General features: G+C 38.2%; 24 protein-coding genes, 1 tRNA gene and 2 pseudogenes. 12 read left to right on the plus strand and 15 right to left on the minus strand.

The window, feature by feature from the left end; all coding sequences use genetic code 11:
• The first annotated feature begins 98 nt into the window (after positions 1–98).
• Positions 99–266 (plus strand): hypothetical protein, encoded by a 168-nt coding sequence (locus VB715_RS16675; protein WP_323302458.1) that lies wholly within the window; start codon positions 99–101, stop codon positions 264–266.
• On the opposite strand, the pseudogene VB715_RS16680 reads toward VB715_RS16675, so the two are convergent.
• A pseudogene (locus VB715_RS16680) lies at positions 226–360 on the minus strand (hypothetical protein); the annotation flags it as partial. The gene VB715_RS16675 and the pseudogene VB715_RS16680 sit on opposite strands and share 41 nt — an antisense overlap.
• Before the next feature lie 15 nt (positions 361–375).
• Positions 376–1,245, minus strand: coding sequence for an energy-coupling factor transporter transmembrane component T family protein (locus VB715_RS16685; protein ID WP_323302350.1), 870 nt, complete (start codon positions 1,243–1,245; stop codon positions 376–378).
• 276 nt (positions 1,246–1,521) lie between these two features.
• Between VB715_RS16685 and VB715_RS16690 the strand changes: the two genes are divergently transcribed.
• Entirely contained in the window at positions 1,522–3,159 is a 1,638-nt protein-coding gene (locus VB715_RS16690; RefSeq protein WP_323302351.1) for a DUF655 domain-containing protein, read from the plus strand.
• Between the two features lie 181 nt (positions 3,160–3,340).
• Here VB715_RS16690 and hslO read toward each other — a convergent pair whose 3' ends face one another.
• Positions 3,341–4,240: an Hsp33 family molecular chaperone HslO gene (gene hslO, locus VB715_RS16695; protein ID WP_323302352.1), complete on the minus strand. Its 900-nt coding sequence runs from the start codon at positions 4,238–4,240 to the stop codon at positions 3,341–3,343.
• Between the two features lie 139 nt (positions 4,241–4,379).
• Here hslO and bchM point away from each other — a divergent pair, with 139 nt between their 5' ends.
• Both bchM and panB read left to right on the plus strand, forming a co-directional pair.
• Positions 4,380–5,069 carry a magnesium protoporphyrin IX methyltransferase gene (bchM, locus tag VB715_RS16700; RefSeq protein WP_323302353.1) on the plus strand — a complete coding sequence of 230 codons (690 nt, stop codon included), beginning with the start codon at positions 4,380–4,382 and terminating at the stop codon, positions 5,067–5,069.
• A gap of 68 nt (positions 5,070–5,137) precedes the next feature.
• The gene (gene panB / locus VB715_RS16705) at positions 5,138–5,917 is read left to right on the plus strand and encodes a 3-methyl-2-oxobutanoate hydroxymethyltransferase (RefSeq protein WP_323302354.1); all 780 of its coding nucleotides are present in this window, start codon (positions 5,138–5,140) and stop codon (positions 5,915–5,917) included.
• A gap of 21 nt (positions 5,918–5,938) precedes the next feature.
• On the opposite strand, the pseudogene VB715_RS16710 reads toward panB, so the two are convergent.
• The 3 genes and pseudogenes from VB715_RS16710 to VB715_RS16720 form a co-directional block, all read right to left on the minus strand.
• Positions 5,939–6,175 (minus strand): annotated as a pseudogene (locus VB715_RS16710) (type II toxin-antitoxin system HicA family toxin); the annotation flags it as partial.
• Entirely contained in the window at positions 6,168–6,431 is a 264-nt protein-coding gene (locus VB715_RS16715; protein WP_323302355.1) for a type II toxin-antitoxin system HicB family antitoxin, read from the minus strand. The pseudogene VB715_RS16710 and the gene VB715_RS16715, both read right to left, overlap by 8 nt.
• A 329-nt stretch (positions 6,432–6,760) precedes the next feature.
• Complete coding sequence (locus VB715_RS16720) at positions 6,761–7,576, minus strand: Cof-type HAD-IIB family hydrolase (RefSeq protein WP_323302356.1); 816 nt, start codon at positions 7,574–7,576, stop codon at positions 6,761–6,763.
• A 136-nt stretch (positions 7,577–7,712) separates the two neighbouring features.
• Between VB715_RS16720 and VB715_RS16725 the strand changes: the two genes are divergently transcribed.
• Both VB715_RS16725 and VB715_RS16730 read left to right on the plus strand, forming a co-directional pair.
• Positions 7,713–8,642: a DUF1517 domain-containing protein gene (locus tag VB715_RS16725; RefSeq protein WP_323302357.1), complete on the plus strand. Its 930-nt coding sequence runs from the start codon at positions 7,713–7,715 to the stop codon at positions 8,640–8,642.
• A 378-nt stretch (positions 8,643–9,020) separates the two neighbouring features.
• Positions 9,021–10,547, plus strand: coding sequence for a GAF domain-containing sensor histidine kinase (locus VB715_RS16730; RefSeq protein ID WP_323302358.1), 1,527 nt, complete (start codon positions 9,021–9,023; stop codon positions 10,545–10,547).
• Between the two features lie 122 nt (positions 10,548–10,669).
• On the opposite strand, the gene VB715_RS16735 is transcribed toward VB715_RS16730, so the two are convergent.
• A complete protein-coding gene (locus VB715_RS16735) occupies positions 10,670–11,680 on the minus strand; it encodes a peptidylprolyl isomerase (RefSeq protein WP_323302453.1) in 1,011 nt (336 codons plus the stop codon).
• Positions 11,681–12,006: 326 nt separating this feature from the next.
• Here VB715_RS16735 and VB715_RS16740 point away from each other — a divergent pair, with 326 nt between their 5' ends.
• Positions 12,007–12,417 (plus strand): hypothetical protein, encoded by a 411-nt coding sequence (locus VB715_RS16740; protein WP_323302359.1) that lies wholly within the window; start codon positions 12,007–12,009, stop codon positions 12,415–12,417.
• Positions 12,418–12,487: 70 nt separating this feature from the next.
• Positions 12,488–14,050, plus strand: a complete 1,563-nt coding sequence (locus VB715_RS16745) for a hypothetical protein (RefSeq protein WP_323302360.1) — start codon at positions 12,488–12,490, stop codon at positions 14,048–14,050.
• A 58-nt stretch (positions 14,051–14,108) separates the two neighbouring features.
• Here the strand turns inward: VB715_RS16745 and VB715_RS16750 are convergent, their stop codons facing one another.
• From VB715_RS16750 to larB, 4 genes are all read right to left on the minus strand, one after another.
• Positions 14,109–14,441 (minus strand): hypothetical protein, encoded by a 333-nt coding sequence (locus VB715_RS16750; RefSeq protein ID WP_416336952.1) that lies wholly within the window; start codon positions 14,439–14,441, stop codon positions 14,109–14,111.
• Positions 14,442–14,566: 125 nt separating this feature from the next.
• A complete protein-coding gene (gene psaM, locus VB715_RS16755) occupies positions 14,567–14,659 on the minus strand; it encodes a photosystem I reaction center subunit XII (RefSeq protein WP_012264462.1) in 93 nt (30 codons plus the stop codon).
• A gap of 149 nt (positions 14,660–14,808) precedes the next feature.
• The gene (locus VB715_RS16760) at positions 14,809–15,663 is read right to left on the minus strand and encodes a universal stress protein (protein WP_323302362.1); all 855 of its coding nucleotides are present in this window, start codon (positions 15,661–15,663) and stop codon (positions 14,809–14,811) included.
• 146 nt (positions 15,664–15,809) lie between these two features.
• Positions 15,810–16,589 (minus strand): nickel pincer cofactor biosynthesis protein LarB, encoded by a 780-nt coding sequence (gene larB / locus VB715_RS16765; RefSeq protein ID WP_323302363.1) that lies wholly within the window; start codon positions 16,587–16,589, stop codon positions 15,810–15,812.
• A gap of 72 nt (positions 16,590–16,661) precedes the next feature.
• On the opposite strand from larB, the gene VB715_RS16770 reads away from it, so the two are divergent.
• Positions 16,662–18,479: a tetratricopeptide repeat protein gene (locus VB715_RS16770; protein WP_323302364.1), complete on the plus strand. Its 1,818-nt coding sequence runs from the start codon at positions 16,662–16,664 to the stop codon at positions 18,477–18,479.
• A 179-nt stretch (positions 18,480–18,658) separates the two neighbouring features.
• Positions 18,659–18,781, plus strand: a complete 123-nt coding sequence (locus VB715_RS16775) for a hypothetical protein (RefSeq protein WP_323302365.1) — start codon at positions 18,659–18,661, stop codon at positions 18,779–18,781.
• 30 nt (positions 18,782–18,811) lie between these two features.
• Here the strand turns inward: VB715_RS16775 and VB715_RS16780 are convergent, their stop codons facing one another.
• A complete protein-coding gene (locus tag VB715_RS16780) occupies positions 18,812–21,649 on the minus strand; it encodes a hypothetical protein (protein ID WP_323302366.1) in 2,838 nt (945 codons plus the stop codon).
• Positions 21,650–21,802: 153 nt separating this feature from the next.
• Positions 21,803–21,876: transfer RNA gene (locus tag VB715_RS16785), tRNA-Val, on the minus strand.
• A 142-nt stretch (positions 21,877–22,018) separates the two neighbouring features.
• Between VB715_RS16785 and VB715_RS16790 the strand changes: the two genes are divergently transcribed.
• Together VB715_RS16790 and surE are read left to right on the plus strand one after the other, a co-directional pair.
• Positions 22,019–23,446, plus strand: a complete 1,428-nt coding sequence (locus VB715_RS16790; RefSeq protein WP_323302367.1) for an NADP-dependent isocitrate dehydrogenase — start codon at positions 22,019–22,021, stop codon at positions 23,444–23,446.
• Between the two features lie 70 nt (positions 23,447–23,516).
• Complete coding sequence (surE, locus tag VB715_RS16795) at positions 23,517–24,194, plus strand: 5'/3'-nucleotidase SurE (RefSeq protein ID WP_323302368.1); 678 nt, start codon at positions 23,517–23,519, stop codon at positions 24,192–24,194.
• 43 nt (positions 24,195–24,237) lie between these two features.
• Here surE and VB715_RS16800 read toward each other — a convergent pair whose 3' ends face one another.
• Together VB715_RS16800 and VB715_RS16805 are read right to left on the minus strand one after the other, a co-directional pair.
• Entirely contained in the window at positions 24,238–24,942 is a 705-nt protein-coding gene (locus VB715_RS16800) for a hypothetical protein (RefSeq protein ID WP_323302369.1), read from the minus strand.
• A 155-nt stretch (positions 24,943–25,097) separates the two neighbouring features.
• Entirely contained in the window at positions 25,098–26,513 is a 1,416-nt protein-coding gene (locus VB715_RS16805) for an MFS transporter (RefSeq protein ID WP_323302370.1), read from the minus strand.
• Between the last annotated feature and the right edge of the window lie 2 nt (positions 26,514–26,515).

Genomic DNA, 26,515 nt, shown 5'->3' on the forward strand with positions numbered 1-26,515 from the left:
CTAATAGCATCGTCAATAGCATTAGCTTGATTGGGCTTGATTACCCCTTTCATCTCTAAGACAATCATTGTTTTTCGACCTCAAACAACTATATTATTATGCTAAGTCCTGTAGCACAAGATGTCAAGAGGGAAAGTATGGACGCTGCGCGGTTTGTTTACTGGTCGGGGTTTCATCCCACCGCTAACATCCGTGTAACGGGGGTCTTCACCCCGACATTAAGAGATAAATCATTAAAATTAGCCAGCCAACCAAGGCGAATTTAATACTTTTTCCTTCTCTCAACCATAACCAAACCAAATAACCGCCGCCGATTTCACAAAGCCCCGCTAAGATAAAGTAAATTAAAGACTTGAACATTTTCTAAATTTACATTTATCCCCAAATAAACCGCGCATACCAAAAAGGAATTAACATTCCTAAAGCGATCCAATCTCCTTGAATTAAGCGTAATTGATGCCATTGTACTCGATGTTCATTCGGACTCGTAAACCCCCGAATTTCCATGGCAATTGCAATTTCTTCGGCCCGCATTAATAAGTTTTCTAAGAGTTTTTCAACGACAACTAACCAAACTTGTAAACTGCGTTTAATCCCCAATTTTTGCCAATTAATTGCCCTAGTCCGAATCGATCTAATTAGGTTTTGAACTTCCTCTAAGACTAAGGGAATAAATCGCAAAGAAAGGGTTAAGGTTAATATAATTTCTGTAATCGGAATTTTGAAACGGCGTAAGGGTTCCAGTAAATCTTCTAATCCGGCGGTAATTTCTTCTGGTGCTGTGGTTAATAAATAAAGATTAGTGCTATAAATTAGAATAAAAATCAAGGTGCTAATTCTAATGCCCAAGTCGAGGGAATGACGGGTAATAAATAAGGGTTTTTTGTCTAATAAAACATAACTATATGAGGTTGGTTGAGGGAGAGATAAATTACTCTCTAAAAGTCTAGGTTGAGAGGTAACAGCTAAACCATCAGGTGCTAAAGCTGTAATAAGAAAAACTAGGATAGATAACATGATTAACCAGCCCATTTGTTGTCGCCAAACTCTTAAAGGAATTCGCGCAATTAAGGTTAAGATTATCAATAATCCTACTAATACTAATCGCCACTCGGAATTGCATAAAATAGGGGCAAGTAAAAAGGACATTAACCAAATTAATTTGACCCTAGGATCGAGTTTATGTAACCAAGTTAGGGGTTTTTCAAGATAGAGTCCAATGGGAAGCGATCGCAGTAAATCCATAGTTGATTATTGAGTCGATTTCTCTGACAATTGAAAATTAATAAACCTGGGTTTTGTTTGTAGGGGCGGGTTTTTGTTAAAATCTATGATTTCTACAAATAAGTCAAACTAACCCGCCCTTATCTTCAATTAGTTAGGCTTAGAAACTTAAGAATTATTTTTAGTTTTGACTAATCTTATTATCTCACAATGTTCGATACAATAGGTAAAGGAGTTAGCATTTATTGTATTTTTTAGTTCATGAGATGAGTTAATTTGCTTGGGAAGAAAGGGATAATGAAACGATTTTATCAAAAAACAGTCCTATTTATCTTATCATTTATCCTGGGATTCTGGGGATTAATTGCGTGTAATCCTTCCCTTAAAATTGAGCGACCTCAACCTTTACCCCAAGATTCCTTAATTCAAGTTTATTTTAACCAAAATCAAGCTAAAGGGGCTGATTATACCGATCCCTATCGTCAAATTAACCGTCCTGGGGATAATTTAGAAGATATTCTCATTAATACTCTGAATTCTGCCCAGTCAAGCGTTGATATGGCCGTTCAAGAATTTCGGTTGCCAAACCTAGCAAAAGCCCTAGTTAAACAAGCTAAAAAAGGGGTTAAAGTTCGTGTTATTTTAGAAAATAGCTATAACCAGTCTATTAGTCAGTTTACTCCAGAAATAGTTGCTCAAATGGAAGCAAGGGAGAAACAAAGATATGACCAATATTTTGAATTTATTGACCTTGATAACAACAAACTAATTACTGATGAAGAACTGAATAAACGGGATGCCTTAACTATTTTAAATCAAGGTAATATACCAATTATTGATGATACAGAAGATGGTTCAAAAGGAACTGGTTTAATGCACCATAAATTCATGATTGTTGATGGGAAAATAGTAATTATAAGTTCTGCTAATTTTACCTTAAGCGGGGTTCATGGTGATTTTGATGCCCCAGAAACCAGAGGCAATGCTAACAATTTACTTAAGATTCAATCCTCAGAATTAGCTCAAATTTTTACCGAAGAATTTAATCTGATGTGGGGCGATGGAATGGGAGGAAAAAAAGATAGTAAATTTGGCATCAATAAACCCCCACGATCACCCAAAAAATTAACCATTGGCACATCACAAGTTACGGTTAAATTTTCCCCCAATTCATCAAAAGACAATTGGGAAATTACAACCAATGGATTAATTGGCGAAACCTTAAATAAGGCACAAAACTCAGTTAATTTAGCCCTATTTGTATTTAGTGAACAACAACTTGCTAATATTCTCGAAAACAAACATAATCAAGCTGTAGAAATTAAAGCATTAATTGATCCAGAATTTGCCTTTCGGAGTTACAGCGAAGGGTTAGATATGTTAGGGGTTGCTGTCAGTAATAACTGTCAATATGAAAAAGATAATAAACCTTGGACACAAAACATTAATACCGTTGGCATTTCTAACCTTCCCAAAGGAGATAAACTCCATCATAAATTTGGTATTATTGATGATAATATGATAATTACAGGTTCTCATAATTGGTCAGCCTCAGCTAACTTTCAAAATGATGAGACATTAATAATAATTAAAAATCCGACAATTACTGCTCATTATCTGAAAGAATTTGAGAAATTATATAATAATTCCACCTTGGGTATTCCTGAATTTATCAATAATAAAATCAAAAAAGATGATCAAAACTGCCCTAATCTATTAGAAACAGAAAAACAAGATAATGAAACAAAAATTATCAATTTAAACACAGCCACACAAGCAGAATTAGAAACCTTACCAGGAGTGGGAGAACAATTAGCAATTAGAATTATTGAAGCCCGTCAAACTCAAAAATTCACTTCTCTAGAAGACTTAAAAAAAGTCAAAGGAATCGGTAAAAATAAGAGTAAAAAATTAGATGGGAAAGTTACTTGGTAAGTCTAAAATTAACACCGAAATACAGCCTCAAGGCTGATTCTACAAAAAAGAACAAAGGCTGTATAAACAGCCTAATTATAAGCCCGTGCAGACGGGCTTTGTCTATATAGCTTAACCCTTTAGGGTTCAAGTGTATAATTGCCAATAGTTTAACATCCTAGGTTCAGCAAAACCTAATTAATCAAACAGATTCCGCCTGTAAATCCTCAATTAATTGGGCTAAATGATGACGACTAGCTTGATAAATTTCTCCACAAAATTCACAAGTTGCCTCTGCCCCATCATCCTTTTCAATCATATCCTGTAATTCCACTTCTCCCAGTAATTTTAAAGCCCCTAAAACTCGACTAAAAGAACAACGACAATCAAAGCGCAACATCTGAACTTCTGGGAAAATAACTAACCCTAAATCCCCCAATAATTCCTCGAAAATATCCGGTAAAGTTTTCCCTGCTCTTAACAGTGGCGTAAACCCTGAAAGTTTGCCCACACGGGACTCTAAGACAGTCACTAATTCTTCATCTCTAGCCGCTTTAGGCATAACTTGTAATAGCAAGCCCCCGGCTGCTGTCACCCCTTCTGACCCCACAAATACCCCTAATAATAAGGCCGAAGGAGTCTGCTCAGAAGTCGCTAAATAATGAGTCACATCGTCCCCCACTTCCCCAGATACTAATTCAACTGTACTGGAATAGGGATAACCATAACCAATATCTCGTACCACATAGAGAAAACCCTCGTTGCCGATCGCCCTTCCCACATCCAATTTACCCAAAGGGTTAGGGGGTAATTCCACATCAGGATGAGCGACATAACCCCTTACCGTCCCATCTAACCCCGCATCCACTAACAACCCCCCCAAGGGGCCATTACCTTTGATTCTGAGGTTAACACGGGAGCCTTCTCGTTTCATATTAGACGCTAATAAGAGGCCCGCAGTCATCGCCCGTCCCAAAGCAGCAGTCGCCACATAGGAAAGCTTGTGTCGTTGTCTTGCGTCTTCTGTGAGTCGGGTAGAAATGATACCGACTGCCCGAATACCGCCATCTGCTGCCATTGCTCGTATCAGTTGATCCGCCATGAAAATCCTTACATTTCTTAATGTCTTTTTTGATCTAACATAACAAAGTTTGGCACGAATTTGTGTCATTACTTAGGTGAGGACGAAGGAACGATACAATAGAAAGTTGTCCTAAATTATCTCAACTACTTTTACATCTATGAATACCACCACCGACGACAAAACCATTGTCAAAGATTACTTTAACGCCACAGGATTCGACCGTTGGCGCAGAATTTATGGCGATGGGGAAGTTAACAAAGTTCAAAAAAATATTCGCCTAGGACATCAACAAACCATTGATACAGTAATCGACTGGTTAGAAACTGATGGAAACTTGGCAGATTTATCGATTTGTGATGCTGGATGTGGGGTAGGAAGTTTAAGCATTCCTCTAGCAAAATCTGGGGCGAAAATTTTTGCCAGTGATATTTCCGAAAAAATGGTACAAGAGGCAACAGAAAGAGCAAAAAGCACCTTAGAAAATGCGAATAATGTAACTTTTTCGGTGCAGGATTTAGAAGGGTTAACAGGTAAATATCACACCGTTATTTGTTTAGATGTTTTAATTCATTATCCTCAAGAAGATGCAGCTAAAATGATCACTCATTTAGCCTCTTTAGCTGAATCTCGTTTAATCCTAAGTTTTGCACCCAAAACCCTTTGTTTAACCCTTCTTAAAAAGATTGGTGAATTTTTTCCTGGCCCTAGTAAAACCACTCGCGCCTATCAACACAAAGAAAAAGATATCATTGCAATCTTAGAAAGTAATGGCTTTAAAATTAAACGTGAAGGTATGACAAGCACCAATTTTTATTATTCTCGAATTCTCGAAGCCGTTAAAGAATAAATGTAGGGGTCAACGGCCGTTGACCCTTACCCTTCTGTTAAAATATTGTTGTCACGGTACTTAATTCCATGCCACTTACAACGCAACAACTGATTGAATGGAAACAGCAAGGCCGTCCCCTGGTAGTTTTAACGGCTTGGGATTATGCCTTTGCTCAACTGTTAGATATGGCCGGAATTGATATTATTTTAGTGGGGGATTCTTTGGCCATGGTTGCCCTCGGCCATGACACAACCTTACCCGTTACTCTTGATGAAATGTTACACCATGCGGCCGCTGTGCGTCGTGGGGTCAAACGGGCTTTAGTTGTCTGCGATTTACCCTTTTTAAGCTATCAGGAAAGCGTCAGTCAAGCCATTCATGCCGCAGGAAGGGTTTTGAAAGAAACAGGGGTGCAAGGGGTTAAATTAGAAGGGGGACACCCTGCCGCAGTAGAAACCGTGGCCCGATTAACTGATATTGGTATTCCTGTCATGGCCCATGTCGGGTTAACGCCTCAATCTGTCCATCGTTTGGGCTATCGTCAACAGGGCAAAACTGAAGCAGAAGCCGAGCGCATTCTTTCAGAGGCGATCGCATTATCTGAAGCGGGAGCCTTTGCCATAGTATTAGAGCATATTCCGTCCCAATTGTCAAGAGCAATTACCGCAAAAATTCCGATTCCTACCATTGGGATTGGTGCAGGGCCGGACTGTGATGGTCAAGTATTAGTTACCGCAGATTTATTAGGATTGTCCCCTAAAAAACCTCCTTTTGCTAAGTCTTATGTTAATTTAAGAGAGATTATTACTGAGGCGGTTGGGGAATTTGCCAAAGAAGTCCGAGAGGGTCAATTTCCTGAGTCTTAAAGAGTGTTTATAAATCAATTGTTTTAACAAATTTTCAATTTCTTCATCTGTAAAACCAAATTGTCTAAAAATACGCAAAACATAAGCAGGAGACATTTCTTTTGCACCTATATCTATGGGAACGATTCGACGCTTTTGATCAACTTCTCGAAGATATAAACGATGATCTCCTTTTCCTTCTCGATGAAATTTACAGCCTCCTTTTTCTAGAATTTTAATTAGTGCTTTAGGTTTGAGAGAAGGAATATTTTTAGGCATAAACTTTTCTCAGTTCGTAGGTTTCAGAAGATTCAGGATCTTCGATGGTTAAGAATTCATGAAGTTCATCAATATGAATTGGACTGGAATAAACATTGTCTTCGCTGCGATAAACTTCTAAAAAAGATTCTATCGCTTCTTTAAGTTTATCAATAGCTTGTTCTGGTGTTTCTCCTTGTCCAACTAATCCATTTTCGAGACATAATGAAACCCAATAACCTGAACTTTCTCTGAGAATTACTGTGTAAAACATCATGCTCATTTTCCTTTGATTATTTTGGTTTAAAAACATTTCGACTAGCTTGAATTATATATCTTTCCATTCTCTAGCGTCAATAAACATATTAATAAACTTTATCAACTTTAGCAAATCTAATAATTATCGCGCCTAGTTTCTGACATTTTCTAATCAAAAAATTTTGCCAAGGGGTTGCATTATCCCGAAAAGTGTGAGTTAATTAAATTTAATGCTTCATAATGGGAATATTACGATGTAACCATAAAAGCAAACAATTTCCATTATGAAACATAATACCACAAACCGCAACCCTGTGGATCATTGAAACGAAAAATTTAAGATTTTTTTCAACTTAATAAAAATTTATGAATAGCCTTAGCCACGCCATCAAATTCTACATCAGGAGCAACCCATTTAGCAACCTGTTTCACCTCTTTCGGTGCATCACCCATAGCAATACCTAGCCCCACATATTGTAACATTTCCAAATCATTAAAATTATCGCCGATCGCCATCACTTGATCAGAGGTTAATTGTAATAATTCTTCAGCCAAAAACTTCACACCAAACCCCTTATTTGCGTTGGGATGAGTCGCTTCAAAATAAATTGGGGTTGATTGAGTAACATAAAGCTGATCACGGGAATAACGCTGTCGTAAATCAGATAATAACTTACCCATTAATTGAGACTTCCCAATGGCTAAAACCTTTGTGGTTTCCAAAGCAACAATGGAGCGTAAATCTTCTACTACAATTGGCTCAATGCCTGAGCGTTTCCGATAAACTTCCGTTCTAGCAGTAAACTCTCGAACATATAAACGATCATCAATATAACAATGAACCTCTAATTTTTTCAGCCAATGAGGTTGTTCAAAATAGTCCAATAACTGTAAAGCAATATCAGGAGAAACGGGAAAATGATGATGACGAATACCCGTCAAGGGACATTGAATCCAGGCCCCATTATAAGCAATAATCGGTAATTCAGAGGCAATTAACCCATGAAACCGTAGAGCAGAATAATACATTCTCCCCGTTGCCAAAGCCACTTGAATTCCTTGAGTTTGAGCCAATTTAATCGCATCTTTAACCGATTGACTGACAGTGTTAGATTTGCCAGCAATGGTTCCATCAATATCAAGAACTAATAAACGAATCGTCATCTTTCACATTTTTAGGGAACTATGGAACAATTGCAGTTTAGGCAGCTTGGGCCTCAAGAATAAGAATCTCGTTACACTATAAATAGGGTTCAAAGGAATTGTAACCCATTAGTATCGAAATCATCTCTATTGTTGTATGTTTAACAAACTCAAGCCTTTTTTGAAATCCTTACTCATTCTTAGCCTAGTCCTAATCTTGTCTCTAGGGGACATTAGCAGTGCCTTAGCCGCCCGTAGTGGGGGTCGAATAGGCGGGGGATCATTTAGAAGTCCTAGTCGTAGCTATAGCTCTCCTGGTGGGAGTTATCGTGGAGGAGGTTATGGTTATGGTGGGGGAGGGTTTGGCTTTCCCTTCTTAATCCCCTTCTTTGGGTTTGGCGGTTTTGGGAGTTTATTCACCATTCTCATTTTCATTGCTTTGGCTAACTTTTTAATTAAAACTGTAGGCAATCTAAGTGGACAAGGGAACGGAAACGAGGATAACTATCTTCAAGTCTCTGTGGCTAAAGTTCAAGTAGGATTATTAGCCAGTGGACGTTATCTTCAAAAAGAACTCAATGAACTAGCCGAAACAGCAGATACCGATACCGCAGTCGGACGCGCTATGGTACTGCAAGAAGCCAGTCTTGCGTTACTCCGTCACCCCGAATATTGGGTTTATGGGTTGAGCGAAGCACAAACAGCTTCTATGAATGCAGCAGAAAGCAAGTTCAATCAAATGGCCTTGACAGAAAGGAGTAAATTCACCGCAGAAACCCTATCTAATGTCAATAACCAATTGAGACAGAGTGCGCCAAGCAACTTATTAGAAGGGACACAAGAGTCATCCTTATTAACGGAGTCCCGTGAGTATATTGTGGTGTCTTTAATTGTGGGAGTTGCCGGAAAATTAGAACTGCCGACCATTAATGAAGCAGAAGATTTACGTTCAGCACTGCAAAAAATTGCAGGTATGGGAGGCGATAGTTTATTGGCCATGGAAATTCTCTGGACTCCCCAAGCAGAAGCCGACACCTTAACCACCGACGATATTTTGGCCCATTATCCAAATTTGAGATTAGTTTAGAGACAAAACACTGTAGAGGCAATTCATGAATTGCCTCTATATTACTGGTGGAAAGGAGGAAATAAGGTATTATCCGAAATTCTTATTAAAGATTGTGTGAACTCCGCAAATTACTTAAGTAAATCTAGCTGTTAAGCCAATCAAATCATCTATTTCCCTGAAATAACCCGCCGTATTTTTACGAATTCATGGATTATTCTGGGAAATTTTTGACCAATATGTTTGTTAAGGAAGATTTTGGGGAACTTTAAAACTAGCAGAGAGAAAGACAAGATAACGCTCTCAATCTGTTCTGAGCAAGGGGTAAATTATCATTTGCCTCCCGTTCAGATTATATTTCCGTAGTTTCTCTAAACCTCGATTAAGTGGGATTTTGTGATGCAAGTGCAAGCAGTAAATTTAGGGGTAAATGTCAGTATGCTCAGCGCAACCAATCGTCTTTTTTGTCGTTTGGATGGCTTGAGTCCCGCAGTGCGAGAACAAAAGCGAGTCAACACCTTAAAACAGTTAGGACTATTGGACACTGAAACCATTCCCATCTTTGAGGAAGCCACCCAAACTGCTGCTCGCTTCATAGAAGCCCCTATCTGTATTTTAGGGACAATGGTTAAGGATGACCTCTGGCTAAAGTCAGCCGTCGGGTTATCAAGATTAGGCTTGATGAATCAATTGGCATCATCTCGACGCATTCCTCGCCAAGAAGCTTTTAGCACCTATATTGTTGACAGTGAACAACCCTTAGTCATCAATGATACCTTACAAGATCCGATTTTTGCTCGTAGTGCCTTAGTGCAACATTATGGAATTCGGGCATTTTTAGGCACTCCCTTAATCACAGCAGAAGGGGAATGTATCGGAGCTTTAGGGGTGATGGATTTAGTCCCTCGCCAGTTTACCCCTAGAGACTTAGAATTTTTAACCTTAACTGCCCGTTGGTGTTTACGGGAATTTGAGCGGAATCATCTTCTCAAACGTGAGTCCCCTCAAGATGATGAATGGCTGACCTTAGCACAACCAAACCTCAAAGTAACTCCCGACAATGAAGGAATCTTATCATCAACGGCCGCAGCTTCTATCAGTAGTATTAAACTAAAGTTATTACGACAGTTAATAGAAGAACTACGAACCCCCTTAACCTCTGTGATTGGAATGTCTAGTGTTTTGCAGGGTGGCATATTTGGCAGTTTAAGTCACAAACAAAAAGAATACCTAGAGATTATTCATAATAGTGGTCAACAGATGAACTCATTGGTCAAGGAAATTTTCAAATTAGGGATGACCAATGATAACCTGTCCCAATTACACCTCAATCCCGTTAATATTGAAATGCTCTCTCAGCAAGCGATTAATAGTCTTTGCGAAGTGGCTAATCAGAAACGGCAAACCCTGCGTTTATCTGTAGAACCAGGTAAACGGATTTGGTTGTTAGACAAAGAAATCCTACGACAAGCCTTATATTATTTGATGATTAGTGTTTTAGAATCTTCGGAAGTGGGGGGAGAAATTCGCGTTCATGTTTCCCGTCGCAGTAAAACCCTGAATATTGCGGTTTGGGTGTCTCATCCCTGGTTGGGGGATGGTTTACCCCAAGTTAATTTATATCCTTCATCTAACCAGCATGAATTAACTCAACTCCATAATTCTTTGGCTGCTTTACATCAAGGTGATACGGTGGCAAACCCTGTCGGAGACCATGTTTTAAGTGCCTCGTCTCTCGAAAAAATGATTTATGGAGAACAAACTAACCAACTCCCTGGTAAGAGTTCTCAAGAGTTGCTCGGTTTATTATTGAGTTGTTACTTAACCGAGAGTCATGGCGGTAAAATCATTGTTCAAGGTTCTCCTGAATCGGGCTATCGCTATGTTTTAATGTTGCCGAAAATTTCAACGGAAGAAAAAATTTGAGGAGGTATTAAATAACCTCAATAATATTAATTTAAAGTTAACTGTGAAATAAGGAAACAGGAAAGAAAAAAATAGAGACACGAACAAATATCATGTCTCTATTTAGTAATTTTGTAACAGTTTTAACTAGCTTGGGGTTCGACTAAATTATCTAACCCATCGATCACTTTAGCGGAAACAATTTTATCCTTGTCTGTGATAGTTTCTAACACCTCTTTGCCATCAACCACATAGCCAAACACAGAATAACGACCATCCATTAAATTAAAGCCAGGAGGCGTTAATTCATTATCAAACTTAAAGAAGAAAAATTGTGATGATCCCCCATTAGGATCGAGACTGGGACGGGCTAAAGCCACAGCCCCATAAGCATTAAAAGGAAGGACTAAATCAGGTAAATAAATCCCTAACTCTTCAAGAGTCGTCCCATAGATCGGTGATTGATCGCCTCTTACTAAAATTTCTAAAGGAATTGCTCGATATTCTCCCGTTTTTGGGTCAATAAACCCAGCATCTGCCCCTGGGGGATCCCCCGCTTGTACGACAAAATCATCCCCTGAGCGAATAAACGGTAAATCATCGTAGAAACCCCGTTGAACTAAGTCCACAAAGTTTCCCGCATTGACAGGCGCACTGTAACCATCTAGCACTAGGGTAAGATTACCTTTGGTGGTTTCAATTTCTACCGTAGCCCGTCCTTTCAACTGAGGTAAGTCAGCATATTCCCCAGGCACTTCAAAGGGGAACCCTTCCACCATCAAATCTTCAAGATCGGTAATTTGATTAAGGATGGCCCGTCGTTTTGACCCAACCTCTGCCCTGTCCTTATTATCTACCGCCTCTTGAAGTTCTGTAACCCCTGTTTTAATGTCTTCGAGGAGAGTTTTTGCTTGGGGTTGGCGATCGCTAGGAACGCTTGCCACAATTTGCTCACTCCGTAAAGTTAACAAAAACGAAGCTGTCTTTACATCTTTAGCAATGGGGGGCCAACGCTTCCCCCGAAGATGATTGGAAATATCTTCGATCGCCTCTTGTACTTTACGAATGGGTTCGCTATCAATGGGTAAGGCATAGCGTAAGATAGCCTTGGGGTCAGTAATAGCGTTCCCCTGGGCTAAAACGCTAATTAACATCGAATTTGTGTTAGGTTGGCTCCAGGTTGCTCCACACAAACTAATAGACAGGGTCATGATTATGCTCATGACTATACTTGTTTTCCACAAATGCCCAACTTTTCTCAAGATTTGGGGCCAAAAACTTTGTTTTAGTTTCATTAACCTAAGGGTTCTTATGAACGACCATACCGCTTTCACTGTTTCTATTTACCATAATTTGAGGGGACATTGATACCCCCTGAAGAGGGTTTTTGAAATTTTAGAGAAGTAATTGAGAGGTTTTTGGCTTAAAATTTTATTGATCAACAGTCTCTAATCATCTTCTTAGTCTAGGAAATTTAACAATGGAACGAGGTCTTTTATGGTTGCCTTTACTCATGGTTTTCTTTGGGTTAGCTTGGAGTGGCTGGAATGAATATCAAAAATTAGAAGCTTATGGTCGATGGGCGGAAAAATTCGACCAAGCTAAATATGATATATATGCCATTATTGGGGTAAAAGGAAAACAAATAACTTGGGGTAAACCTGGTCGTTTTATTCCTGATAATTTACCTAATTTTTCTTTAAATGATATTGACAATATTCAACTGTTAATCAATGATCGAATCGTTGAATTAACGGAGTTACCAACCAAAGGAAAAGCCGCAATACAATTTAGTTTTTTCGAGCAAAATACCCCATCCATTAAAATTCTTTTTACGGAAATTCCCTTGGCAGCTAAATGGACTGTGTATTTAGAGGAATTGAAGGGGTGAACTATTTTTCTAAATGTAAAGATTACCTTGACAAATTCCCAAGTCGATTTGGTAAGATAACATTTTTATCATGAAACTGTTCATCGCTCTTTTCAGTCTTGCTTGGTTACTCAATAGTTGTAGCGACCCCAAACAATCAGGGGTTAATTCCGAGCAAAACTGTCCTTCTCCTCCTTCATCTCCTCCGATGTTTAAAATCAAGGGAGAGGAAGAAATTTATCGTCATTGGCAAAGCCTAGATATTATTGAAACTGAGGAGACAATTACTTTTAAAAGTGCTTACTATGACTTTATTTTTTGTCAGGGAAATCAAAGTTGGATCGTGAAGAAAGGAACCTATAAACCGGCTGAAACTCCGCCGAAAACCTATGAAGATGCGATCGCACAATTAGGTGATCCTCCCTATAAAACCCTGGAATGGCAAGGAAAATCCTATCAATATCGGGTGTTTCTTGATCCTAATCCTTTTCCCGATTTTAAAGTTGAACCCAAACAAGTTATTTTAGAACTGATTCAACCGGATAATAATCAGCCTCAGCGTCAGATTTTATACACCCTAGACCAAGTTAAAGCGAAAAAAACCGGAATTCAATTGGGTATCCCCGCCATTACAGCTAGTATTATTGACCAAGATCGCTTTTATTGGGCTATTTCCCCAGAACAAGGGGAAGGCAACGGGGGAATTGCTACCCTTGTGACTTATGACCCTAAATTGCAGAAAATTAGCCTGATTCAACCCCCAGAATTAGCCAAAGCACAAATTAATGATCTAGCGATCGCCAAAACCTCAACTGGACTAATTTTTTGGTTAGGGACACAAATTAGTGGTGAGGGAAACCCCTACTTAGGGGGAATGGGACTGGTTTCCTATGATCCTAAGTCTCAGGTTATTAAATCCTATAATCCGCGAAATAGTCCTCTTATTGGGGTCATTCCCCAGAAATTAGCCTTGTATCAAGACAAATTATGGGTTGCTACGGGGAATGGTGTTTGTCAGGTAAAATGGCAAAAAGTCCAGGTTGCTGAGAGTTGGCAATGTTGGCAGTTTAAGTTACAAGCCAAGATCCCAAAAGAGGAAATTAAGTTATATTCTAGTTTGTTAGATGGGACTCCAGATGCTACCCTGAAACCTGCTGAGACAGGGAAAACCCTTGAGGTGTTATGGTGGTCGCCTCAAGATTATCAAATTCCTAAAGGACGCTATGAAATCGTCTATCAGTCCGGTTTTAAGGCAACTTTAAAAGAGAATGGGGCTATTCTTTGGTCAGAAATTTATCAAGACTCCCAAAAACCCCATTCTTGGCAAGCTATTTTATATTGGCCGGGGAGAGATTGGGTGTGGAAAGGTGATCGCTTTGTACGTCCCTTTGATAGTGTTCCTCTCAATAGTTTTGGGGGTGGGCCAGGGGGAATTAGTACCTGGAATATGCCTCAACAACAACGGCCAGAAATTTATGCTATGCGCGGCAATTTAGATTTAATTAAATTGACCAAAAATTTAACAGAGGTAAAACATTATTCTGCCTGGGTTGATGATAGTTTATTACAACCTTCTGTGAATATTGTTCCTGTCAGCAAACCCGAAACCTTGAAACCGAATCCTTTACAGGCTATCTTGGAAAAACTTAAATAAACTTTCCCTTATCTATCCATTGCCTGTAGCTCAAAGGCGATTTCTGGAGGAGCATGGGCTAATTTGACCAAAAAATGCGCCGTTGAGTAGGCTGAAGACGGGGACTTTGTTCTTGCATAACCTTTTTAATTTGGTAAGGATCAAAATTGTGACGAAAATCTTGTCTTAATTCTGAAACCCGTCTTTCCGTTTCTTGAACTTCTACTTCTACTTCTTTGAGTTTAGCCTGTTGTGACCACTGGTAAGGAATTAATTTGAACAAAGTCACCACAGCAATGGCTGATAAAATCCCATTAACAGCCAATTTTACCGTAATTTCAGTGGCAACCCATTGGTGATCAGGGTTGGAACCTTGGTGAGGTTGACGACGGGAACGACGTTGACGAGACATTACCATAGCTAAACAAACCACAGATTAATAATAGACTACTCATCTCGGACAAAAACCTTAAGAAATCATTTTCTCTGGGGTTTGTTGTCGAGATGAGCAGGGATCTGTTTTATTAAACGAACGGTTTACTTATAAAGTTCCGTGGCTAAGCGAAAAGCAAGAATGCCAGGAATTAAAGCAATAACTAAGGCAACGAGAACTTGGGTATCAGATAACATGGGTCATAAACTCCTTGAATGTGACTGATTCAACCATTACTTTGCGTCATAACTGACGTTTTGTGAAACATCTTGTTACAAAGATTTAACTTTGAGGGAGTGAGGAGAAAAATTGTCTTAATGATCCCATCACCCCATCACCCCATCACCTAAATACCCTCTTTGCGGGCTAATAAGACGGGACAATTGGCATTAACCCTGACATAATCAGAAAGGGAGGTTCCGAGGAGGCGATCGAGATCAGGCAACCCTTTAGCGACAGAAGGACGGCGATCAGGTGATCCTAATATTAGGAGATCGGCGTTATACTCTTCTGCTAACTGGCAAATGCTTTCCCCAGGACGACCCCCTGTTACCACACAACGATAGGAAACCCCCATTCGTTTAGCTTTGGCTGCGGCTTCAGCTACAATAGGGTTATTATCCATTTCCGCTTTAGAGAGGGGCAGGAGTTCGGGTTTAATATCTGGATTAACCCGCGCTAAGATCAATTCAGCTTCCCCGTAGTCCCGTAATAAGTAAAGGGCTAATTCTAGGGCATAGTCTGCGGGGGAAGACTTATCAAGGGCCACCATTACCCGTTTGATCTTTTTGACGTAAATATCGTCTTTTACCAACAACATTGGGTGGTTGGTGAGTTGAAAAACGTACTGACTGACGGAGTTTTCGAGGATCGCTTCGAGGCGTTTTAGTCCCCGTGATCCCATAATAATTAAATCGGCGTTGATCTCATCGGCCACTTGACAAACGGTGTCTTTGGGTTCTCCCTGACGTAGCATGGTAGAGACACGACTGGGATCTAGTTGTAAGTTTTCGAGGATACCTGCGATCATTTTTCCTCCCTCTTCCCATTTAGCGGCGATCGCATCGGTGGTAATTTGGGGGGGGACAACGTGCAGAATATTGAGGGATGCTTTTTTAATGGCGGGAAGATCCATCAAAACTTTGAGCATTTCTTGAGTCGTACCTGTTCCTGAGTCCGCGTATAATATTTTGTCCAGCATAGATTGAAACTCTATGAATTAACCATGATTTAGCTGTCTCTGCTATCAGAATACTGCGATGTTCGCCTTTCGTATTTAACAATTTATTACAAACTCCTTTGGATCATCTCATCACCCCCTAACTCTATCACCCTTTCAACCAAGGTTTAGGGTTTTTTTCGCTGTAAACGCTGTCCTGTACGCAAAATTTGACCCGCTAAAATTGCCGCCCCAAACCCATTATCAATGTTCACCACACCGATCCCACTAGCACAAGAATTCAACATGGTTAATAGAGGGGCCACGCCGCCAAAACTTGTGCCATAACCCACACTGGTAGGCACGCCAATCACGGGACAGTCTACCATCCCTGCGACGACACTGGGTAAGGCCCCTTCCATTCCTGCTACCACAATTAACACATCTGCTTGACTAATTAATTCTCGATGACTCAATAACCTGTGAATACCCGCAACCCCCACATCCCAGAGACGTTGTACCTCAAACCCACATAACTGGGCAGTGATGGCGGCTTCCTCAGCGACGGGTAAATCGGCTGTACCTGCCGTTAATACGGAAATGACTCCCAACCCCTGAGATGGCAATTCACCCGTCTTCAGGGCGCAAATACGAGCAGTAGGATAGTAAATTAAAGAGGGGATCTCGGCTTCGAGTTGTTCGGCGATCGCGGTTTCAATGCGGGTGGCCATGACAACGGGACTATGATGGGCCATCGTGGTCATAATTTGCACAATTTGTTCGGGGGTTTTCCCTGGCCCCCAAATCACTTCGGGAAATCCTGTCCTAAGGTGACGATGATGATCTATTTTGGCAAAGTCTGCGACGGGTTCAAAACTAAGATGTTTAAGCTTGTCTAGGGCAGTATTGGGGGTAATTTCTCCTCTGGCGATCGCATTGAGGAGAGTTTGAAGCGCGTCAGGGTTCATTCAGGCTTAGGCTATGATTGCAGAGATGATGTTAGTTATTATAACTATTTTAGGAGTCATATATTCACTATCATGTCTGATACTAATTCTCTTGCTAATCGTTATCATGGCTTAATTGATTCTATTGTTGAGATTACCCTTGAGGGAAAAATTCGTTCTAAAGAACAAGTTTATCGAATGCTGGTGAAAGAGATTGAGTCGGGAACGGGAGAAATTTTTGAGCGCATTCTCGATGAACATATTAATAAAACCAAGGCACAATTAGAAACCAAATTAAAAGCAACTAGAGTTTTACGGGCCTTAGAAACCATTGAGGGAGAATGGAAAAGATGGCAAAAAGAAAATCAAACTGATGCCGCGATCGCCACAGCAACGGAACAGATTAAAAATGCTGAATCTAACCATTCTTTGGCTTCTTTTTTAAAACTTCTTGATAGTAGTAACGCCCAAAATTTAACTAGAGAGCAATTGCAAAAATTATCTCAGTCCCTCAAATCATCAAGTAACTCTCAAGAAACCCTAGAATTAGCTAATGGTATTATAGATGGTCTAAATGCCTTTGTCCTCTTAGAACCGGATTTAATTAGTTGGATTTATGAACAAAATAAAAGTGCTTTAGGGTTTGGGGAAGAAAAACAAGGCCCTTGGCCTTGGTGGGAGAAAAAGATTGATCGACCTTTAGCCAAAATGTTATTTCAAAGTTTAGGGAGAAATGAATCAATTAGATTATTAGCTGAAAAAAGTTATCAAGTTGAATTAAGGGCTTGGGTTGAACTAATTATTCTCTTACAATACTTACAACAAGGGTTAGTTAAATGGTTTGATCAACAGCCTTATAATGCTAAATTTGGTCAACGATTATCCTATAGTACCTTGTTAACCTTTGCCGTCATTTTTGCTCAACTCTCCCAAGGATTTGAAGGGATAAATAGCAACTTAAAAGAAGGCTGTTTTTTGATGATGTTACAATTATTACGTCAGTTTTCCAGACGAAAGGATTTTCCTTTGTATGGGGGGATTTTTGCCTCTTTTTCTGGGGATAACTTACGGGAGACTTTAAGTTATTTTGATGATCCCTTAAAAGAAGTAGAAAGAACCCAAGAAAAAGCCCGTATTCTTACTTTGTTAGCCTATTCTCAACGCACATTAGGGAATTATGAACGCGCAAAATCCTTTCATTTAGAAGCCTTGGGAATTGCCCGTGAAGCCTTAGATAAACCCTGTGAAATTGCCAATCTTAATCATCTGAGTCGTATTTATATCTATGAGAAAAATTATAGTGAAGCGATTAGTCATAGTCAACGAGCTTTAGTATTTTCTCGTCAAGTTGGTGATAAATTAGGGGAAGCCAATGGATTAATTAATGTAGGTTATAGTGAAGTATTTCGGGCGCGAGAAATTGAACAAATAGAACCAGAAATCTATGAATCTGCCATTAATTATCTCGAACAAGGATTAACCTTAGCAGAAAGATTAGGGGAGTATCAAAGTCAGGCATTAGCTTATAATAGTTTAGGCATTGCTTATGTAGTATTGTCCCAACCGGCGGCAGCAATTACTGCTTTAGAAAAGGGCAATCAAATGGCTTTAAATTCTGGAGATGTTTATCTTCAAGGGTTAAATTTCACTTATTTAGCTGAAGCTTACTATACATTAGGAAATCTCTCAACATCTGTTTATTATAGTTGTTTGGCAATGTATCTTTTAGAACAAATAAAGTCAAGTGAGTGGCGACAGTCTGCGGGGTTGCTGATGGTTATTAAAGGACAAATGACAGCAGAAGAATTTCAGAAAATCTTAGAACAAAATCGACCACAAATTATTAAGTTTATTGGAGTAGATGGTTATGATGAATTACCGAAAATTTTAGAAAAATATCGAGGTCAATAATAACTAATAATTTGATTCAAGTAGGGTATGTTAGACGGCTAAAAATTTTTTAGGACGGTTTCGGCGAGAAAATGAATTAACGGTAACGATGATGGGGAAGATAACGGGGTTAGGGGGGAACTATTGGACGTTGGGAGAAGTTTTGTTTTATTCCTACTCCCACTGAGGAGGAGTTAACAGTGTTATTTGAGGTGGTACAGGTAGAGGTGGAGAGTTTATGGCAAATGTTTACCCCAAAAGGAGTGGGAATGAAGCATCAACCGATTCGTTTGCAACACCCAAGAAGCAGACTCGAAAGTTAACAATTTTATTATAGTATTTTAGGATTTTCACTAATTTTCTAAGGGTATAATATATCCTTGAAATTCAGGATGCTTTCTAAATTTAAAGTTTTCAATGATTTTGATCGAAACCTGTTCTTCTAAATATTCTTGCTGTTGCTTTCTACCTCCTTTTTCTAATAACAATTCAGAAGGGTTATCTAGAAAATTAGTTAGTAATTCAGCGTCTTCTGAAAAGGCTTTTATATCTATATTAAACTGTTGAGGTTTTTCCGTATTTTCATTATCATACAAGTATTGTATTAAATTTCCCAATCGGGATTTATTTAAAATTAATATATTGTTCTCAGTGATTTGAGAGTCTATAAATAAGACAGGTATTTGAGATTGTTTATAGAGATAATATCCTTTAAAACTTTTTAAGTTAAGTCGTTTAATATCGGGATAACATTTATCTTTGAATTTTTGAAGATTACGCCAATTCTCCATAACTTCAAAAGAAGCAATTATAAATATATCTTGTATGATCTCCTTAAGGTTATCGAGGATATTTTCTAATGAATTTTTATCTACTATTTCACAAGATTCTGAAATGTCTTGAATAATTTTCTTGTTTTCACTGATTGCTAATTCTCTGGCGAAACTTTCACCCATGTTTTCACCAGAAGTTGAAAAATTAGACCAGTTTTCAAGCAGGAAAGTTTTATCTAGACTTGTAATATATCCGTAGTCTTTTTCCACTTTATTGTTATTAACTTTTTCTTCATATAAACCAAAATTTTCAAATATTTCTCTCGCATGAGATAACTCAGAAAAACTTTTAAGAAATCCATCTTTAAAATCTTGAACTTTTTTTGTGCTAATTTTCTGCTTTCTTTTCAGGATAATGATTTTTTCTTCTGCTTTAATTTTCAACGCTTGTAAAAAAGGAATAACACCTTGTTCGATAGATTTAGAAACCTTAGTTAAGTCAAAATCTAAGTTTCTAAGTAAGTTATCATCTTGTTTAATTTCTTCAGATACTTTAATATGTTCATCGATATAACATTTAATCAAAAATAAGTTATTATGATCTAACTGCTCAGCAAGCTTAAAATTATCAATCGTTAATTGATAATTATTTGGATCAATCTTAGAAAATTCTTTTATTAACAATAGTAAAAAATATTTTTTGACATAGATTTCACTTCCATGATGATCATCCCACCAATATCTTCGTTGAATTAGGTTACTTTTAAAGTAAAAATAAATTATGTTTCCAAGTCCTGATGGTACAATATTACGATTCACAAAGCTTGCATCTGCATCGGAAGGTTGATTAAAATTCCATAGATATTTAATATAGTAAAATTGTTCTTTAAAAAGACAATAAGCTGCTGTATAAAAAATAATAACTTTCAAATTTTTGTATTTAAACTCATCAGTCACATCTCTAATAATAGTTTGAACTGATTCTACATCAGATTGAATATTAGGCTTGTTTGCTATCTGCTTAAGCTCTATATCAACAATGTTCTTTAACTTATAAAATTGATTAATCCAATTATTTAGTTCATCTTGTGTATAGATATGATGCCTTTTTAAGTGTAAGTTTAAAAGATTATCTGCAATTTCATTATCATAGGTTTTTGAGTAATGGGTATACCTCTGAAAATAATTATATATATTTTTATCTGGTGAACTGATAGAGATAGTTATTCCTTCCGTTACTGTAGAAACTAAACCGTTAAAAATTTGTATTTTGTCTTGGGCTATTATATATTTAATACTTGACCATAAGTATTGATCAAAAATATCCAAATATGACAAATCAAATTGATTATAGTCACTAAATACTATATTTGTGTACCATCTTATAAAGGCAACATGAGCAGAACTATTTTGATTTTTAATCGAAATTCTGCCCATATCAGTTAAATCATTTAGAAGTTTTTTGACCACTAAATTATTACCAGAATTTAAACTTATTTCTTTAAGAAGAAAAATAATGTTATAAACACTATAATTACTAATTTCATCATTCTTGAAATTAATAGCAGTCTCATGTATTCTTGTGATTTGATTTACTGCTGTTGTCAAAGTTATTAATGTTTCATCTGAATTAAATGATAATCTAAATGAAGCTTCTTGAGGATTTTCCTGAGATAAGTTATAAAAATCAGACGAAACAAGCAAACGTTCAAAAAGTTCTGTATTTATTTCCTTGATTTGAAAAAGAATAATAATTGAATCTTTAATTTTTAGAAAACCATTTTTAATCGTTTTATTGGCTTTTTTATCACTAACTTCAAAAACCAAAATATCTCCAATTGCTTCAAAAGATTCAATCAAATTATTTTGTATTATTTCTAGTTTTTTCTTGTCTTTGATTTTAAGTAATTTATCAATACTAAGATTTTTATCTATATCCTGATAAATCTGATTAAGTAAATATGATGTATTAACCGAATAATTTTTGACAATGTTAAAGAATAAGGCTAAAACGACTAAAACTATCAGAAAGCAAACAAAAGCAAGCCATAAAAAAAAGATTTCCCAGAAAAATTTTGGCTCATTTGTTATAAAAAATTTTAAGCAAACTGATAAACCAATATTAACGATTAGTAGCAAAGGTAAAATTTGAACTTGCCACTGCTGATTAAATTTATTAATAATGGCCGATGACTTATATCTCTCAGAAATTCTAGAAATAACATCAAAACTAATCGGTATTGCAATGGAAATAACAGCAGCTTGAACAGCAATAATATCTGACAAAAATACTGTGCTTGGAGTAAAAAATTTTAACCAATAAACTATTCTTATCCCCAGAATAAAACCTAAGCCATAACTTAGTCTTGATTTTGTGATAATTTTTTTATCTTTAATAATATAGTCAAAAACTCCCATAAGTATCTTTTTTAGCATCATATAGTGGAGTAAAAAGCGAATAAAATGTATGATTAAATGGCAGTTATATTAACTTATGACCAGACAAGACCATAAAGAGTTAAATGTAAGATTATGTACTATAATTATATTATACAGATCCTTCAAAAAATATGGACGTAACTGGACTCGAACCAGTGACCCCATCGATGTCAACGATGTACTCTAACCAACTGAGCTATACGTCCGCACAAGTTTCTAATATAACATACAAGTTTAAAAAATCACAACCCACGCCACCAAGTTACATAGATTTCCTTAAGAGATGGGGGAGTTGACCCCATTGGGGGGTGTAATGAAAAGACGACACCTGAATTATCAATACATTCTATGTACGAAAAACTGACACCCCCTACCACTGGCTCTACAATCACCTTTAAAGACGGTAAACCCATTGTTCCTAATGATCCCATTATTCCCTTCATCCGTGGCGATGGAACAGGGGTTGATATTTGGCCTGCTACCGAAAAAGTGATCGATGCTGCGATCGCAACTGCTTATGGAGGCAGCAAAAAAATCAATTGGTTTAAGGTCTATGCAGGGGATGAAGCTTGTGAGCTTTATGGAACCTATCAATACTTACCTGAAGATACCTTAACCGCCATCAAAGAGTATGGTGTTGCTATCAAAGGCCCCTTAACAACGCCCATTGGTGGGGGTATTCGCTCCCTAAACGTCGCATTACGGCAAATTTTTAATTTATATGCTTGTGTGCGTCCCTGTCGCTATTATCCTGGGACTCCTTCTCCCCATAAGTTCCCTGAAAAATTAGATGTCATTGTTTATCGGGAAAACACCGAAGATATTTATTTAGGAATTGAATGGCGAGAAGGTTCAGAAATTGGGAAAAAACTGATCAATTATTTGAACAATGAACTGATTCCTGCTACCCCTGAACATGGAAAGAAACAAATTCGTTTAGACTCAGGAATTGGCATTAAACCCATTAGTAAAACTGGCTCGCAATTGTTAGTGCGTCGGGCCATGGAACACGCTTTAAAGCTACCTAAAGCGAAGCAAATGGTCACTTTAGTGCATAAAGGCAATATTATGAAATACACTGAAGGAGCCTTTCGTGATTGGGGATACGAACTCGCAACCTCAGAATTTAGAGATGTTTGTGTGACGGAACGAGAATCTTGGATTTTGAGTAATAAAGAAAAAAAAGCTGACCTCAGCATTGAAGATAATGCTCGTCAAGTTGAACCTGGTTATGATGCTCTAACCCCAGATAAGAAACAGGAAGCTTGTGAAGAAGTCAAGACTGTTCTTGCTGCTATTTGGGATAGTCATGGTAATGGAAAATGGAAAGATAAAATTATGGTCAATGACCGTATTGCTGATAGTATTTTCCAACAAATTCAAACCCGTCCTGATGAATATTCCATTCTTGCAACTATGAACTTAAACGGGGATTATTTATCGGATGCTGCGGCCGCTGTTGTGGGTGGTTTAGGAATGGGGCCAGGTGCTAATATTGGGGATACTTGCGCTATTTTTGAAGCAACCCATGGAACTGCCCCTAAACACGCAGGATTAGATAGAATTAATCCTGGATCGGTCATTCTTTCTGGGGTGATGATGTTAGAATATATGGGATGGCAAGAAGCCGCCGATTTGATTAAAAAAGGTCTAGGAAATGCGATCGCCAACCGTCAAGTTACTTATGATTTGGCCCGGTTAATGGAACCTCCCGTTGATCCGCCTTTGAAATGTTCGGAGTTTGCTCAAGCAATTATTGATCATTTTAATGATTAATTTTGACAACTGTAGGGACAATTGATGAATCGTCCCTACGATAAAAAGAATTAAGCAGAGCATCAAAATTATGACCTTTATTTTAACAAATGATGATGGCATTGATGCCCCTGGAATTCGTGCTTTATCCAATGCTTTAGGGGGTCAAGGAATTATTGTGGCCCCGAAAGAACCTCATTCCGGTTGTGGTCATCGTGTCACCACTCATAAACCCATTCATTTAGATAAGCGTTCCCCGACAGAATATGCAGTCGATGGCACACCTGCAGACTGTACTCGTATTGCTTTAAAACATATTGAAACAGAAACAAAATGGGTTTTATCGGGCATTAATGCAGGGGGGAATTTAGGGGTTGATGTTTATATTTCGGGAACCGTTGCAGCAGTCAGAGAAGCAGCAATGCACGGGGTTCCAGGAATTGCCATTTCTCATTGGATTAAACAACCCTTAATAATTGATTGGGGATTAGCCACAAAATGGACAGAAAAGGTGTTAGAAACTCTTTGGAATATTCCCCTGAAACCTGGTAGTTTTTGGAATGTTAATCTGCCTCATTTAGAAATAGGTTCTCCTGACCCAGAAATTGTATTTTGTGAAGGCAGTACCCATCCCTTACCAGTTAATTATCGTGTTGAAGATGATTATTTTTATTATTATGGAGAATATGCCAAAAGACAGCGAACAGAAGGTACAGATGTCGATGTTTGTTTTGCCGGAAATATTGCCGTAACTTTGATTAAGTTGTAAATCCATACCTTTACTATCCGCAGGTTTATAGGAGATAAAGGTATCAAAAAACTTCATTATTTTCCGCTAATTCTTGGTGAACAACCGCCCTCAATTTTCCATAAAACTCTGAAGAATCACCATGGGGAACAAATTGATGAATTTGCCCATTAACATAACCATTAACCTGAACTGATAAAGTTGATTTATTAACAATACTTGGGTCATTTTTGAGAATAGTTAAATCAGTTTCATCCTGGTTATCATCTAAATTATCTGGGGAAGCTTCAGACAAGAAAAAGACCTTTTCTTGAGAAGTTGATAAAGAAGATTCTGAGGAAATTTGGTGATCAGGTGCTAACTTTTTTAGCAATTCTTGAACAGGGGTTAAGGTAATAGATTGGGTCGTAATTTCTTCAGTAACCGTCTCTATTTCTTGATGATTAATTGCGACATCATCAGACTCCATAGAATCAGGAGTTAAGTCATCCCACACAAGATTACGATTGATTAAACGTTCAAAATCTTGGGTAAAGTGATAAGTGGGTTGTCCTAGTCGTTTCCAAAGGGTCAAAATATGTTCAACCGAAATCGCTTTATAACGACCTTGATAAAGAGCTTCTACAATGGCCAAACGAATCCAGTAAACTGAATAGGAATCTAACCAGCCCTCAAGTAATTCAGGAATGGTAATCCGTTTTAATTCAAACCCATAGCGAGACAGTAATACTGCGACTTGGGTAATGGTTTTATCTTTAGCCTGAAGCATGGAAATGCCCTAATCCATTGCGCCACTTTTATAACACGCTTTTTGTGTCAATGATAAATTGATAAACGAATTTCTACCAATTTTACTACGAGGACTGACCTTAACTTACTGTTAACCTAATCACCTTAACCAGCATCATCAAAACGAATAATTGTTCAATCTTTTAACCCAATAAACCAAGTTAATACCCCACCTGCGATCGCCATTACCCCCAACCCCAATAATACAGGTGGCAACCCGACCAAAGTTTCGGCAATCCCTGCTAAAGCTAAGGGTAAAGACAACGCAATATTAACCGCATTATTTTGTAACCCAAAGACTTTACCCCGCATATCGACGGGAGTTTCTGATTGAATGATAGTTTGCATGGGAACCCCGACAAACGCCGCAAATAGCCCTAAAAAAGTGGTCATCAGTAAGGTTATCCAGAGACTCGAAGTCCCCAAGGATAATCCTACCAAAGACACAGCCATCCCAATTGATCCCCATAATCCTAATTGATGATTCCGAAAACGTTGCCCCCAATTCCCTAAAATTGCCGCCCCAAAGGCCATTCCTAAGCCACCCGTTGCCAGTAAAAAGCCAAATTGTTCCGCTTTCATTCCCGGAATTGTTTCAGCCATACGGACAGCTAAAACCGATAAGGCAGCAAAAATGGAAAACAGAATGACCAACTGAATTAAGGCATTGCGTACCCGATAATTATTGCTTAAATAACTAATCCCATCTTTAATATCATCAAAAACATGGGGACGTTCTTTTTCGTAATGTTCCCGCTTTTCTCCTGTTCTCAAGAAAGATAAAATTAACCCCGCGATTAAATAGGAAAATCCCACCACGGAAGCTTTGCCTTCTTCCCAAGAAAGATTAATCGTGTTAGCCATATTTGCTGCTAATTCTAACAAAGGTTCTCCAATTGCAAAACCAATAATGGTCATGGCCATCATGGTTGTAGTAAATAGAGAATTAGCTGATAGTAGATGACGACGTTTAACAATAAGGGAAATGGTAGCCTGTTCAGCAGGGGCAAAAAATTGAGTAATCGTGGAATCAATAAAAGTCATTACTAATAAAACTAAGAAACCCAGGGGCAAGAAAAACACATCTTGGGTTTGATGTTGCCAACGTCGCAACCAGTCAGGCAACCAAGCCACCGTAATCGCTACGGTATCATCTTGGCATAACCATAATAACGGGGGAATAATAAACACAAAGGCGGCCCGAATTAGGTTAGAAATGACTAAAACCCCTTTTTTTGACCAACGATCTACATAAACCCCGGCCAAAGAACCAAATAAAACAGCAGGAATGGTAAAGGCAATCATAATGGCTGATACCCAACCACTGATGGGTTGATTTTCCCCTTGAAAGTTACCCGCAATTAAGGCAATCATCAACACCAAATATATTTTATCCGCAAGTTGGGAAAAGACTTGACCAACCCAAAGAGTTAAAAATCGAGGATTATCCAATACAGGGGCAAATCCTTGACGGGGGGATTTTTTGGGGATGGGGGGGCGATCCATAGGGCTTTCTGTGGTGGAAGTGGTTTCAGAATTAGAAACTGGCATGG

The organism is Crocosphaera sp. UHCC 0190, from assembly GCF_034932065.1.
Classification (GTDB): Bacteria; Cyanobacteriota; Cyanobacteriia; order Cyanobacteriales; family Microcystaceae; genus UHCC-0190.